The sequence below is a fragment of the Psychroflexus aestuariivivens genome (assembly GCF_004010055.1).
GTDB lineage: Bacteria > Bacteroidota > Bacteroidia > Flavobacteriales > Flavobacteriaceae > Psychroflexus > Psychroflexus aestuariivivens.
This window is the reverse complement of the sequence record NZ_RQVT01000001.1, coordinates 55,623-71,389: the sequence shown is the minus strand read 5'-3', so window position 1 is coordinate 71,389 and position 15,767 is coordinate 55,623. Positions and strand designations below refer to the sequence as shown.

Below are 15,767 nucleotides of genomic sequence, written 5' to 3'. Positions count from 1 at the left end.
AAAATCCGTAGCATTTATTATATTGCTACGGATTTTTTGTTTTTAAAATAAATCTTTCAAAATATGAAAACTACCTTTTTACTTTTAACGCTTCTAGTTTATTCTCTTACTTTTTCTCAAAACCTTACTGGTGCATGGCAAAAAGTAGATAACTCTAAATTTAAAACCATCAAATTATACAGCAATCATTATTTTACTTCGGCAACTTATGATGAATCAGACGGAGAATTCATCGAAGCTTCTGCTGGCACATTCACCAAAAACGATTTCGATTATATAGAAAATATTGAAACCCATTCAGAGTCAACTTCACTCGCTGGAACTTATATCAATTTCAACTATGAAATTAAAAATGATACTTTAAAAATAAAAGACAAAAACTCTCGACATGAGGAAACTTGGGTGAAAATTGATGAAGCAAAAAAAGAACATGTAACTTGTTATAGAATTCATGAAGTATTTAGAGATTCAAAATGGCAAACTATAGGTTACAAACCACGAAAAACCATAAAAATGCTGAGTGATAATTACTATCAAGTGATTGCTATCAATTCTCAAACCGGTGAATTTTTTGGTTCAAGTGGCGGAAAATGGACTTCTTTAGACGATAAACATCAAGAACACATCAAATTCTTTTCAAAAAATCAATCTATGACTGGAGTCACTTTAGAATTCAGAAAAAATATCGAAGGTGATATTTGGCACCATGATGGTAAAAGCTCTAAAGGCGAATACATTCAAGAAAGATGGATCAAGTATAAATAAATTTTCATCTATTTTTTGATTTAAAAAAATTACATCCTATCGCGTTTTCTATTAAGCTTCATCTCTGCTTAAACAAACTCCAAGCAAATTATATAATGAGTGAAAATCTCATTTTCTTTACCTAAATTTGCAAGCTGAAATTGCTATGAAAAAAAACGAAGAATACATTAAAGTTCTGGGAGCTCGCGTCCATAATTTAAAAAATATTGACGTCAGGATTCCTAGAAATAAGCTTGTTGTTATCACTGGTTTATCTGGCTCAGGAAAATCTTCTTTGGCTTTCGACACCATTTATGCTGAAGGCCAAAGACGCTATATCGAAACTTTCTCTGCTTACGCCAGACAATTTTTAGGTGGATTGGAACGTCCAGATGTCGATAAAATTGAAGGCTTATCCCCTGTCATTGCTATTGAACAAAAAACAACTTCTAAAAGTCCGCGAAGTACCGTTGGTACAATTACAGAAGTTTACGATTTTATCAGATTGATGTTTGCAAGAATTGGCACGGCTTTCAGCTACAAAACTGGAGAAAAAATGGTCAGTTATAGCGATAGTCAAATTCAATCTAAAATAATTAATGAGTTTGAAAATCGAAAAGTCAATATTTTAGCTCCGATTGTCAGGTCCAGAAAAGGTCATTATCGAGAATTGTTTGAACAAATCGCCAAACAAGGTTTTGTGAAAGTTAGAGTTGACGGTGAAATTCGTGATATTGAAAAAGGAATGAAAATCGATCGTTACAAAATCCATGACATTGAAATTGTCATCGATCGGTTAAAAATTACACAAGACAAAAACACACATAAACGCTTAGAAGAAAGCATTGACACTGCAATGAAACATGGTGACAATGTGTTGATGATTTTGGATCATGAATCAGATCAACCTAAATTTTTTAGTCGAAATTTAATGTGTCCAACTACTGGAATTTCATACCCAAATCCAGAACCCAATAACTTTTCATTTAACTCGCCAAAAGGTGCTTGTCCAAAATGCAATGGACTTGGTGAAGTTTACGAAATCAATGTGGATCGTATAATTCCAGACCTCTCACTTTCAATAAAATCTGGCGGTCTAGAACCTCACGGCAAGGAAAAGAAAAATAACTGGGTTTTCAAGCAATTACGTGCCATTGCAGAACATTTTGAATTTGACTTGAATGATCCGATAGAATCCATTCCAAAAGAAGCGATGGATGTAATTTTATATGGCGGTAATGCTAGTTTCAAAAAATTTAGTGAAACATCTAAAGTCAGTAAAAGTTTCAGCTATAATTTTGAAGGCGTAGCAGAATTTATTTCAACGACATTTCACCAGAAAGAATCTTCTGCATCTTTAAAACGTTGGGCTAAAAAATATATGGACAAAAAGCCTTGCGAAACTTGCCAAGGCAGTCGCCTGAACAAAGAAGCTTTGTACTACAAAGTCGATGAAAGTAGTATTGCCGACATCATCAATATGGATATTGATGAATTGCTAACATTCTTTGAAAATCTTACCAAAAGATTGTCGAAAAACGAGCAAAAAATCGGAGAAGAAATCATCAAAGAAATAAAAACACGTTTGTCCTTTTTAGCAGACGTAGGATTGAATTATTTGAATCTGAATCGAGGTTCCAAAACGCTTTCAGGTGGTGAAGCACAACGAATTCGATTAGCAACACAAATCGGTTCTCAATTGGTTGGTGTCCTATATATTTTAGACGAACCAAGCATTGGTTTGCACCAAAGAGACAACGAAAAGCTAATCAATTCCTTGATATCACTGCGTGACGTAGGCAATTCTATTATCGTAGTTGAACACGACAAAGACATGATTGAACGCGCTGACCACGTGATTGATATCGGTCCTTTTGCTGGAAAAAACGGTGGAAAAATCATTAGTGAAGGAAAACCTAAAGATATTCTGAAACATCAAACATTGACTGCAGATTATCTTTCAGGGAAAAAAACCATAGCGATTCCAAAGAAAAGACGGAAAGGTAACGGCAAGCATTTGCATTTACTTGGAGCAAGTGGAAATAATTTAAAAGAGGTTTCCATTAAAATTCCTTTGGGTAAATTAGTTGTTGTCACAGGCGTTTCTGGTAGTGGAAAATCTACACTTATAAATAAAACTTTGTATCCGATATTAAACAATCATTTTTTCAACGGTGTTAAAGAACCTTTGCCATACAAAGGTATTCGAGGTTTAAAACATTTAGACAAAGTCATCGACATCAACCAATCACCAATTGGTCGTACCCCAAGATCGAATCCAGCGACATACACTGGCGTTTTTGGAGAAATCAGAACTTTGTTTACCAAAACTCCAGAAGCACAGATTCGTGGTTACAAACCTGGTAGATTCAGTTTCAATGTAAAAGGTGGACGTTGCGAAACTTGTGGTGGCGCTGGATTGAGAGTTATAGAAATGAATTTTCTGCCAGATGTTCATGTCGAATGCGAAACTTGTATGGGAAAACGATTTAACAGGGAAACTTTAGAAATTCGATACAAAGGAAAATCCATCAGTGATGTTTTGGAAATGACAATCGATGAAGCGACAAGTTTCTTTGAACCGATCCCGAAAATTTATAGAAAACTGAAAACCATTCAAGATGTTGGTTTGGGCTACATCACTCTTGGGCAGCAAAGCACGACATTGTCAGGTGGTGAAGCTCAGCGCATAAAACTCGCCACAGAATTATCGAAAATCAGTACTGGAAATACGTTTTATATTTTAGATGAACCTACAACTGGACTCCATTTTGAAGACATCAATGTTTTGATGGGCGTTTTAGAAAAACTGGTTGAAAAAGGTAACACCGTTATGATTATTGAACATAATATGGACGTCATCAAACTTGCTGATTATATTTTCGATATTGGTTACGAAGGTGGTAAAAAAGGCGGACAGCTTGTTGCCAAAGGTACACCAGAAAAAGTAGCTAAAGATGAAAAAAGTTATACTGCAAAATTTTTACAAAAAGAATTAAACTTATAAAAATGACAGAAAAACACAATAAAAACTGGAATGAAATCAAAACCAACGACTCTTGGGCGCTTTTTAAAATTATGAGCGAATTTGTTGATGGTTATGAACGCTTGAGCCAAATCGGACCTTGCGTTTCTATTTTTGGATCTGCTAGAATGAACCCGGGCGACAAATTTTATGAATTGGCTGTGAAAGTTGCTAATAAAATTGTAGATCAAGGTTATGGTATCATTACAGGTGGCGGACCAGGCATCATGGAAGCTGGAAACAAAGGTGCAAATATTGGAGGTGGAACCTCTGTTGGATTGAATATTGAATTGCCATTTGAGCAGCATGACAATCCGTATATAGATCGTGACAAAAATTTGAATTTCGATTACTTTTTTGTCAGAAAAGTTATGTTTGTGAAATATTCCCAAGGTTTTGTGGTTATGCCTGGTGGATTTGGTACTTTAGATGAATTATTTGAAGCCATTACACTTATTCAAACTGGAAAAATTGATAAGTTTCCTATAATTTTAGTAGGAAAAAAATATTGGACTGGATTATTGGATTGGATCATTGCGACGATGAGTGAAAAATTTGGAACCGTCAATTCAGATGATTTGAAATTAATTGAGCTTGTTGATAATGAAGATGAAGTGATTGAAATTTTAGATAAATTCTACAATCAATTTGATTTAAGTCCAAATTTTTAATCCCTGAATGAAAAAATTCTTATTTTTTATTGCCTTTTTGTGTTTTGGTATTCAAATGTCTTTTGGACAGACGAATATCAAAACTATGTTTTATAATTTACTCAACTTCTCCACTGCTCCACCAGAAAACAGAGCAGAAATCCTAAATGATATTTTGGCCAATTACGAGCCTGATATTTTTATGGTTTGTGAGCTAGAACTTCCCCAGGATGGAGGCGAAATATTGACAAATTCATTTAATTATACAACTGCAAATATTCAGTCTGTTCCATTTCAATTCAATACTTCGGGAATTTCAACAATTCATCAATTGGTTTATTATGATGCCGATAAGTTGACTTTTGTAGATTCTGAAATCATCCAAACCAATATTAGAGATATTAACCATTATCAATTTCAATTGAATACAAATTCAGAGACGATTTTGGATGTTTTTGTAGCGCATTTCAAAGCCGCTCAGGGTTTTTCAAATGAACAACAACGCTTGTTTGAAGCCAATCAATTTATAAACTATGTTGAGACTTTACCAGCAGATTCTAATATTATTTTTGGAGGAGACTTCAATTTGTATTCAGCACTAGAACCGGCTTTTCAGGTGATTACCTCAGGCACTGAAGATATTAATTTTCTTGACCCAATCGATGAAATTGGTGCTTGGAATAACAATTCGCAATTTGCCCAAGTCCACACGCAAAGTACAAGAAGTAGCAATGATGATTTTGATGATTTTGGTGCTGGTGGCGGTTTGGATGATCGTTTTGATTTTATTTTTATTTCAGATAATCTCAAAAATCAGAATAACCCAATTCGATATGTCGAAAATTCTTATGCGGCATTTGGCAACAATGGCAATTGCTTCAATGATAATATAAGTGACAATGATTGTTATGGTGCATACAACCAAAATTTGAGAAATTTACTCTATCTTATGAGTGATCACTTGCCAGTAGTAATGTCTTTAGAAATCGATGAAAATTTTCTAAAATCAAAAGATTTTGACATAGAAGATTTAATTTCATTTTCGAATGGAAATATCGTTCAGGATATTTTAGCTTTGAACTTCAATACCAATGTTCAGAATAAAAAATTTAGCATTTATAATGCTTTAGGACAAGAAATTCACCAAAGTAGCGTTATAGCAAAACATGTAGAAGTTGATGTTTCAGAATACTCCGTTGGGGTATATTTTCTGAAACTTGAAGGAGTAAATCACGCATTAAAATTCTTAAAATCAAATTGATAAAATATTTAGTTGTTATAGCTTGTTGTTGTTTTAGTATGTTGGGTTTCGCTCAACATGATATTTCAGCCGAAATAAAAGCTACCGAAAATTTGAAAAGCCTGGAGGTTTCACAAAATATTGTGTTCAAAAACAATACTGAAACTGCATTAAGCGAAGTTTATCTATACGACTGGATTAATGCTTTCTCAGATAAAAATAGTCCACTCGGAAAAAGATATGCTCAGGAATACGTGAGAAAATTTCACTTTGCTACAGATCAGGAACGTGGTGGAACGACTATAGAAAAGCTAAATATTAACGGCATTCAATCCAACTGGAGTCGTGTTGAAAACCAACCAGATATTATTAAAGTTGAATTGAAAAAAAAATTGGAACCAGGTGAATCTATCGTATTAAATTTAGATTATAAACTCATAATTCCTGATGCAAAATTTACTGGATTTGGATGGCTACAACGTGAATTAATTCTAAAAGAATGGTTGATTAAGCCAGCAATTTACAAAGAAGATTGGATTATTTACAGTCATAAAAATTTGAATGATTTCCCTTTTCAAAAACTAAATTATGATCTGAAAATTTCTGTACCAAACCAATACAAAGTAACTTCTACTTTAATGCAAAGTGAAGTTGAGTCGCAAGCATTTGATTATAAAACCTTTAGATTACAAGCGGATAATCACATTGGTTCTGATTTGTACGTGACTAGAATTGAGAAATTTAAAACCACCAAAACAGATTTGGTTGATGTGAAATCCAGTATGATTTCTGAAGGTTTACGCCCTGAGATAGAAGCTTTAATCACAGATAGGATTGTATTTTTTCTAAAAGAGGAAATGGGTGATTTCAGTTTTGAAGAAATTTTAATTTCTGAAGAGGATTACCTGAATTCTCCTGTGTATGGTTTGAATCAATTACCGGATTTCATTCGGCCTTTTCCCGACGGATTTCAGTTTGATATCAAACTTTTAAAAACAACGGCAGATCAATTTTTAAGAAAATCATTACTAATTAACACACGCGAAAATCAATGGTTTTTGGATGCTATCTTAGTAAAAATCATGATGGATTATGTCGAAAAATATTATCCTGAAGTCAAACTTTTAGGAAGTTTCGCAGATTTTTATGGTGTAAAATGGTTTCATGCAGCAGAGTTAAAATTCAATGATCGCTACCAGTTTATTCATGAAACGATGATTCGACAGAATTTGGGTCAACCTGTAGATTTCCCACAAGACAGTTTGTTGAAGTTCAATCAAAAATTATCAAACCCCTATAAAGGTGGCATCGGTTTTAAATATTTGGAAGATTATCTTGGAAAAAATGTTGTTGATGAAAGTTTAAAAATTTATTTTGAAACTTATCATGCAAAATTTTCTGATCCTAAAGATTTTTTCGAAATTCTTCAAAAACAAAGTCAAAAAGAAATCAGTTGGTTTACCGAAAATTATCTCGGTAGCAAAAAAGATATTGATTTTACAATTGATTACATCAAAACTGATGATGATTCCATTTCTGTGAGAATTTTAAACAAAACTCAAAATGCAATGCCCGTTGCTGTTTATCAAATTAAAGATAAAATTGTGTTGTCTAAAACTTGGGTAGATGCATTTGAAAAAGATACAATAGTCAAACTTAAAGATTTGGATAGCGATCGGTTAGCTGTAAATTATGAACAGATTATTCCGGAGTTCAATCAAAGAAATAATTTCAAAAGTCGAGGGAAAATACTAAACAAACCACTTCAGTTTAGAATAATTGATGATATTGAAGATCCAAAATACAACCAATTGTTTTTAATTCCTGAATTCACATACAACCTGTATGATGGTATTGCTCTTGGTCCAAAATTTTATAATAGTTCAATTTTACCAAAGCAATTTGAATACAAAATGACACCAAAATATGGATTAAGAAGTCAGACTTTGGTTGGTGATGGTTCTGTGAGTTACACACATTTTTATAAGAATGAAGAGATGTTTGCATTAAGTTACGGCTTAAGTGGATCTCGATATTCTTATGATGAAGATTTGTTTTACAACAGATATTCTGGATATTTAAGTATGACTTATCGTCCTGAAGATTTGCGAGATAATCGAAGACATGGTTTAAGTTTAAGGACGGTAAACGTTGATCAAGATGAAAGTCCTTTGGTGGAAACAGATGAACCGAATTACAATATTTTCAATATCCGTTATACTTTTCAGAATAAAAATTTAGACCGTTTTTTTACAACATATTTAGACTACCAAATTGCAAAAAAATTCAGTAAAGTCTCTGGAACTATGCATTTCAGAAAACTTTTCAACAACAACCGGCAAATAAATATGCGTATTTTTGCAGGTTTATTTTTGTATAATGACACTCAAGATTCAAATTATTTTAGTTATGCTTTAGATCGTCCTACAGATTACTTATTCGATTATAATTATTATGGAAGAAGCGAATCTAGTGGTCTATTTAGTCAGCAATTTATTATGGCAGAAGGTGGCTTTAAGTCGCAATTTGACCAAAGATTTGCAGATGAATGGCTTTTATCGACCAATGTGAGTACGACGATATGGAACTGGATTTTTGCTTATGGAGATGCTGGCGTTTTCAGCAACAGCTCGACAAGTCCGCAATTTGTTTATGATTCTGGAATAAGATTGAATTTTGTTGAAGATTATTTTGAACTATATTTCCCTATGTATTCTAGTAATGGCTGGGAATTCGGCAACGGAAATTATGATGAAAAAATAAGATTTGTCGTGACTTTGGATATTTCAACGCTCTTGAAGTTATTCAAGCGCAAGTGGTATTAAAATTTGAAATTTAATTTAATAACTATAAATTTTTCATCTCGGGAATTATCAATTTTTATTAGATAAAAACTCAAAAACCTACTTTTTTCTGTTTGTATTTGTGATTTTTTTACAATAAAATCAGTAAAATATTTTTTTTCAAAGCTTAATCAATAACTTATACTTTTGAAAAGTTTATAAAAAACTTTTATCTTTAAAAAGTCACAGAAAATAACGCTTGAAAAGTTGAAACACTTATTGAACATAAGTTTCAGATGCTAAAAATTTAAAATAAATAATGACGGTAGACGTGATTATAACCTTGTGCGTAATTGCTGGAGCAATGGTTCTCTTTGCTACCGAAGTTATTCGTGTAGATTTGGTAGCACTTCTAATTATAGTTGCTTTAGTGATAACAGGTGTAATAACCCCACAGCAAGGCGTCGAAGGTTTTAGTAACAATGCGACTATCACGGTAGCTTTTATGTTTGCCCTGAGTGCCGCGATGCTTCAAACTGGTGCATTACAATTTCTGGCACAAAAATTATCTAAAGTATTTGAGAATAATTTCAATCAGGGAATGATTTTAATGATGATTCTCATCGCCGTAATATCTGCTTTTATTAATAATACTCCAGTTGTCGCTGTTTTTATTCCGGTAGTCATAAAGATTGCTAATTCTTCTGGTTATCCGCCTAACAAGCTACTTATCCCTTTGTCTTTTGCTTCCATCTTTGGTGGGACTTGCACTTTGGTGGGAACTTCAACAAATATTTTGGTCAGCGGCATTGCTGAAAAAGAAAATCTGGAGCCTATTTCTATGTTTCAACTTACTCCAATAGGACTAATATTTCTTGTTGTAGGCATACTTTACATGTTATTTATAGGAATACGCTTAATCCCAAAGAAAAAAGAAGAGAAAAACCTGAGTGAGAAATTTGGAATGAAAGATTATCTGACTGAAATAAAACTAGCAGAATTAAAAGATAACGAAAAAGAAGGGAAACCTGAGATTTCTGAATTGATAAAAATGAATCTAGATAGCTTAGAAGTAAGCCGAGGTGATAAAAACTTTTCTCTACCTTCAAAAGAGATGCAACTTCAGGAAGGTGATATTATAAAGGTAAGATGCTCAGGTGATAAAATAAAAAAACTGAAAAAATGGGCAGAAAAAAATGATTACTTTAAAATTGATATTACTAACGTAGAAGAGGAAATGAAAAACTCTTCTCTCATGGAACTAATCATTGTTGCAAATTCGCCGCTGGCAGGAAAAAAACTGGGTGATACCAACTTCAAAGGTCGTTTCAGAGCTATTCCATTAGCTGTGAGACAACGCAAAGGAGTAACTAATGAAAATCTTTCTGATATCAAACTTAAGGCTGGTGATGTTATTCTGGCTGAAGTTAGGAATAGTTTTAAAGAAAATATCGAGGAAATGGCTAAAGAAGCTGAAGCACCTCTTGCTATTCTTTCTGAAGACAAAATCGTTTCTTTCAATAAAAGGAACTTTTATATAGTTTTAGCAGTAATAATTGGAGTTATTGGTTCTGCAAGCCTTGGTTTCTTAGACATAATGACAGCAGCAATTGCGGGAGTTTCAATGCTAGTATTACTAGGAATTCTTAATATGAAAAAACTTTATAAAGCAATTGATTGGAAAGTGATTTTTCTTCTAGCAGGAGCTCTGAGTTTAGGAACTGCAATGGCTAATTCTGGGCTAGATCAACTTATAGCTGAAAGTATGTTTCAGCGTCTAGATCTTTGGGGACCTATCGCAGTGTTGTCAGGCTTATATTTACTTACTTCATTGCTTACTGAACTTATGACTAATAACGCTGCTGCAGCCCTTTTAGCTCCAATAGCTATTGCTACTGCTAATAGTCTTGACTTAAGTCCTATTCCTTTTCTTATGGCAATTGCTTTTGCAGGTTCAGCCAGTTTTATGACACCTGTAGGCTATCAAACCAACACAATGGTTTATAGTGCTGGTAAATACAATTTTAAGGATTTTCTTAAAGTTGGGACAATACTCAATATTATATTCTGGATTATAGCAACCTTTATGATTCCAGTTTTCTACGGATTTTAATGTTTAGATTTCATTAATATAAATCATTATGAAGCTGAGTTCTATTAAATAAATTCAGGTTATTCGTATAGATGTTTTAAATTGAGTAAAGCATTAATCAATGTTTCGAAGAAGATTAAAGTTTGTCAGGGGCAAATTCAGAATAAAAAAAGGTATGTTTAACATACCTTTTTCATAGATTTAAAAATGTTATTTATTATCAGATTTCTTCCTTCGCCGAAGAATGAGCTTCTATCATCTGGTCATGTTCGTTTCTCAACATTTCATGTTCTTCTTTCATTTTTTGGTGCTTTTCCTTCATTTGTTTTTGTTCTTCTAAAATATTATCAAACTCAAATTCAAAGGTTTCCAATTCGACTTCTTCAGAGGCATGTTTTTCTATCAATTTATCATGTTTCTTAAGTAGGTCTTCGTGGAACTGGATTGTTTTATAATGCTGAACAAGAATATTCTGGTGCTTATCTCTCAAAGCTGAATGGATGCTATCCATCTCTGGCATATCTGAATAATTATCAGATTTTTCCTTCATAAATTCATGCATCTCTTCCATTTTTTTATAGGTTTCTTTCATAAAATCCTGATTTCCCATCAATTCTTCGTGTTCAGTCACCATTGCTTTATATTCTTCACTTTCCACTGGGTTGCTGTCACAGGCAATAAAAATAAAAGCTAATAAGCTCATAGCCAGAGTCAATACATTTTTTGTTGGTAGATTTTTCATGATTTTTGTTTTTTAATTGAACTTTAATTTAAATAATTTTTTTTTGAATTTGAAATTATGTTAAAAAATAATCAACTTCTTCGAGTCAAGCCAAGAAGAATTCTATTGAATAATCACTATTAAACTGAATGGCGCAATAGGATGAAAAATTTACTTTGGCCTCTCTTACTTATTCTACTTTTTTAATTTCATTTATCAAATTTGAAGTCAATTTAAAAATTCTGAAATGTTACCAGAAGAATTTCAGAATTATTTTATTGAAACGAAATTCTAATTTTGTATGTAGTATCTTATATTGAGCCGAATTTGATACTTAAATCTATCCCATGAATCTTAAAGTTAGTTTACATCAGCAGTGCGTCCAACTCCTAGAAAATCGTAGGAAAATCATTCAAAATCAGATGGCTGATATTCAAAACAGTCTAACTTCTGAAACTAAAAGCAGTGCTGGTGATAAGCATGAAACAGGTCGGGCAATGCTTCAGATAGAACTTGAGAAAACAGGAAAGCAACTGGCAGAAATCGATAAATTGAGAACGACACTTTCCAAAATTAATACCGAAGAAAGACTAGGTAAAGTAGGTCTTGGGAGTTTGGTGTTTACTTCCAAAGCTCATTATTTTATAGCGGTGAGTCTTGGTGCTTTGCAAGCTGACGGAAAAACTGTTTATGCCATTTCTATAGGTACGCCAATTGGTCAATTATTAATTGGTAAATGCGTGGGAGACAATGTTACCTTCAATGGAAATTCCTTTGTAATAGAAAAAGTAATTTGAAATTGACAAAAATGATTTAGGCTATTGTTGTATTTCATATTTTCTGATAGTTAGCAATTCGACAGGTAATCCAGTCATTTTTAGAAAAACATATGTAGCTCTTCTGTCATAGCTTTTGATTCGTATTTTTTTACCTTTATAGCTAATAATCTGTTTCGATTATTTATATCTTAGTTTTCTACCAACTCATTACCTACCTGTAAAACAGTCCCTTAAAGAATTTCAAGTTTTAAGTTCTGATTATTTACACAATATTTCCACTAGAATCTCTTAAGTCGATTGTTTAGTTATAATTCATTTTCGAACAGTAATTTTCAAAATAGAAAATGAAATCCAGTATTAAATAAAGTGAAATATAAATATATCTAATAAGTTTTGAGATTTGAGATTCGATTAACTTATAGTACATAATTATTGTTATAATATTCTTACAAAAGTGATGTAATACTGATTTCTAAAAGCAAAGCAGTCGTAGTATTTGAGTATTTAAGTTATTAGAAAACAATATTATCCTTCCAACCAAATTTTAGCAATAATTAAGAAACTAAATAGCAATATAAGTGAAACTCGAGCAAAATATAAAATTAATTACTGAGCATGCATAATATTTTTGTATCAAAATTCAGAATTATCATGAAATATTTATTTTTATCTATTCTATTTTTTGTTTTCAATTTCACAATTGCTCAAGATTTACCTTCAGATTGTAATTGTGATTATGTTTTAGACAGTCCAAACGACAATTGGCCTAACGGTGCTTTGAACAACAAAACAATTTGTTTGGCTGGTAACTTCACTTATAATGCAAGTTGGAAAAACGTTGGCAACAACTCAACTTTATGTATTGGTGAAGGTGTGACTTTTAATTCTCAAGGTCTCAACTGGCCTAATAGTGGGAATGGTATTAAAATAAATAACTACGGTACTTTCAACCATGGAAACAATGTCACAATTAAAATTAAGAATAATTCAGTAATAAATAATTATGGTACGCTTACAGCGGTTGTAAAATTTCAAAATGGAATTTTACATTCTTATGATGGTGCAACAACCAATCTAATTGGTGGAGATACAAATTTTGATAGTGGTTTGATAAATGTTTATGATGGAAGTGTTTTAACAGTTGACAATAGCAGTTGGGAAAAACAAATGGGAAGTAATTTCACTTTGAATAATGAAGGAACCACAACTTTTGAAGGCAACTTAGCTAATTCTTTTGGCTCTATTAATTCTAGCGGTGAAATAAACTTCAATCAAATATTTAGAAATGATGCTTATTCTAATATTTCAGGTGTTTTAAATATATCAGGAGACTTAGAAAGTAACTCTAGTAATGCAACATTAACCATAGAAAATAATTTTACTGTTGGTGGTAATTTAAATGTTTGGAATGGAATAATCACTGCAAATGGTGGTTTTGAAATTTCTGGAAGTACACAAATAAATTCAACAGGAACAATTCAGTTTGGTGAAGAAATAATTTTCAATAATCTAACAAACCATGCTGGACTAATCGAATCTAATTCAGGTTGTAATACAATAACTTTGAATGGCAACGTAAACGGTTGGGGCGGTCAAATTACAGCCAACGGTGAAAGCGGTATTTCAATTCCAAATTTTTCACAAATTCCATCCAATTGGGTGCTTAACGGAACAATAGGTACTGACGAATGCGCTTCTGAGCCAACAGTTTGGATTGGTGTTGTTTCTTCGGATGCTGAAAATGTTAATAACTGGAGTAACGGTTTTCCAACAAAAGACATTGATGTAACTATAAATATTACTCCAAACGATCCTGTTTTTTCAGAAGATGTTGAAATGAAAGACCTAATCATAGTTAGTGGCGCTAGCGTTTCACAGACTAATGAGTCACTAATAGAGGTTTATGGAAATTTTGAAAATAATGGTTTTTATAATCCTGGAAACTCTACTTTAGCTTTCAAAGGATCACAAAATCAAAACTTTTCAACATTAAACAAAACAATACTTTACAACCTATCAATCGATAATGGTAATAATCTTAACCTTGTTTCTGGTAATATAGACATCTTTAATTCTCTAAATTTAGTTAGTGGTAATTTAGTTACAAACTACGATTATAGTGATCCAATCAATAATTTGGTGACTTTTAAGTCAAATTCAAATACTACCGCTATTATTAGTGAAATTGAAAACGGAAATACTATAGTTGGTGATGTTATGATTGAGCGCTATATTCCATTGAATAATAGAGCGTTTAGATATATGACAACATCTGTCAACACAACGACGTCTATCAACGAAAACTGGCAAGAAGGTGTGAATAACACAGTCAATGATTTTAGTCTAAACCAAAACCCAAAACCTGGATATGGAACGCATATCACAGGAAGTGTAAACGGACAAAACGGATTTGATGCTACACTTACAGGAAATCCTTCATTATTTACTTGGAATGCGCAAAACGGTTCTTGGACGACTATCAACAGTACTATCAACAACACTTTAGAAGCTGGAAAAGCTTATGGTATTTTAATTAGAGGCGACAGAAGTACAAATGTTTGGTCTAATAATACTGCGATGGGAAGTCCGACAAGATTACGTTCTCTTGGAACTGTTTTGACTGGAGATGTAAATATAGATGATGATCTTAATCCAAATCCTGATGGTTTTTCATTGATTGGTAATCCATACCAAGCTGAAGTTGATATGAAAGAAACTTTGGCTAACAGTTCAAACAATTTGAATAAGAATTTTTACTACGCCTACAATCCGAATTTAGGAAATAGAGGTGGATATGTTACTGTAGATTTAGATGCTGAGCCTGTTCAATATATTCCTAACAATCCAGATAATAATAACATTACAGGTGATGGAAAATATAGATTTTTACAACCAAATCAAGCTGGATTTGTTCAAACTTCTAGAACAATTCAACCTGGTGAAGTTCCTACTCTAACTTTCAAAGAATCATTTAAAACTAGTCAAACCTTAACAAATCAAGTCTTTAGTGTGAATTCAAATTCTAAAGTTGACTTGAGCATCATCAAAAATTCAAACAATGAATTAATGGACGGTGTGCGTTTTAAGTTTGGTGCAATGTTCGATGCTGAAGTTGGTAATGACGATGCCCTTAAATTTTGGAATGATGATGAAACCATTGGTATTGAATCCAACGGAAGTTATTTGGCTATTGAAAAAAGACCTTTTCCAGAAGACAACCAAATGTTTGGTTTTTGGATTGGCAACTACAGAGATTCAGATTATACCATGAAAGTTGAAGTTGAAGATATGCCAAATTATAATATTTATCTTAGAGATACATACACAAACGTCGACCATGAACTGAACGATGGTGTAAATAATATTCCTTTTACAATTGATTCTTCAATTCCAGGATCTGTAAATTATGACCGTTTTAAAGTTGTTTTTGAACAAACAACTTTATCTGAAGGCGATTTTGAATTGAATGATAATGACTTTAGCCTCTTCCCTAACCCATCTACAAACGGTTATTTTACTATCAAAGGTAGAATTTTAGGAAGCAGCGAAACTAAAGTTGAAATTTTCAATAGCATTGGTCAATCTGTAAAATCAATTGAATCTGATTTTCAAGAAGAAATAAAAGTTAATACCTATGAGTTGAATTCTGGAGTTTATTTCGTGAAAATAAACAGCGATGGCCAACAAGTGACTAAAAAAGTAATTATAAAATAAGTCTTTATATTTAAGTTTA

At 32.5% G+C, this 15,767-nt stretch carries 9 protein-coding genes; 8 read left to right on the top strand and 1 reads right to left on the bottom strand.

What is annotated here, in order from left to right:
• The first annotated feature begins 63 nt into the window (after nt 1-63).
• The 6 genes from EIG86_RS00315 (at nt 64) to EIG86_RS00290 (ending at nt 10,555) form a co-directional block, all read left to right on the top strand.
• Nucleotides 64-765 (top strand): hypothetical protein, encoded by a 702-nt coding sequence (locus EIG86_RS00315; protein WP_127844162.1) that lies wholly within the window; start codon nt 64-66, stop codon nt 763-765.
• A 145-nt stretch (nt 766-910) separates the two neighbouring features.
• The gene (uvrA, locus tag EIG86_RS00310; protein WP_127844161.1) at nt 911-3,751 is read left to right on the top strand and encodes an excinuclease ABC subunit UvrA; all 2,841 of its coding nucleotides are present in this window, start codon (nt 911-913) and stop codon (nt 3,749-3,751) included.
• Between the two features lie 2 nt (nt 3,752-3,753).
• Nucleotides 3,754-4,440, top strand: a complete 687-nt coding sequence (locus EIG86_RS00305; RefSeq protein WP_127844160.1) for an LOG family protein — start codon at nt 3,754-3,756, stop codon at nt 4,438-4,440.
• Nucleotides 4,441-4,447: 7 nt separating this feature from the next.
• Complete coding sequence (locus EIG86_RS00300; protein WP_127844159.1) at nt 4,448-5,680, top strand: T9SS type A sorting domain-containing protein; 1,233 nt, start codon at nt 4,448-4,450, stop codon at nt 5,678-5,680.
• A complete protein-coding gene (locus tag EIG86_RS00295; RefSeq protein ID WP_240032143.1) occupies nt 5,677-8,484 on the top strand; it encodes a gluzincin family metallopeptidase in 2,808 nt (935 codons plus the stop codon). The genes EIG86_RS00300 and EIG86_RS00295 overlap by 4 nt, the downstream gene beginning before the upstream one ends.
• 277 nt (nt 8,485-8,761) lie before the next feature.
• Entirely contained in the window at nt 8,762-10,555 is a 1,794-nt protein-coding gene (locus tag EIG86_RS00290; RefSeq protein WP_127844158.1) for an SLC13 family permease, read from the top strand.
• A gap of 199 nt (nt 10,556-10,754) precedes the next feature.
• On the opposite strand, the gene EIG86_RS00285 is transcribed toward EIG86_RS00290, so the two are convergent.
• The gene (locus EIG86_RS00285; protein WP_127844157.1) at nt 10,755-11,276 is read right to left on the bottom strand and encodes a hypothetical protein; all 522 of its coding nucleotides are present in this window, start codon (nt 11,274-11,276) and stop codon (nt 10,755-10,757) included.
• Nucleotides 11,277-11,602: 326 nt separating this feature from the next.
• Between EIG86_RS00285 and EIG86_RS00280 the strand changes: the two genes are divergently transcribed.
• Together EIG86_RS00280 and EIG86_RS00275 are read left to right on the top strand one after the other, a co-directional pair.
• Entirely contained in the window at nt 11,603-12,052 is a 450-nt protein-coding gene (locus EIG86_RS00280; RefSeq protein ID WP_127844156.1) for a hypothetical protein, read from the top strand.
• Nucleotides 12,053-12,685: 633 nt separating this feature from the next.
• A complete protein-coding gene (locus tag EIG86_RS00275) occupies nt 12,686-15,748 on the top strand; it encodes a T9SS type A sorting domain-containing protein (protein ID WP_240032142.1) in 3,063 nt (1,020 codons plus the stop codon).
• Nucleotides 15,749-15,767: the final 19 nt, after the last annotated feature.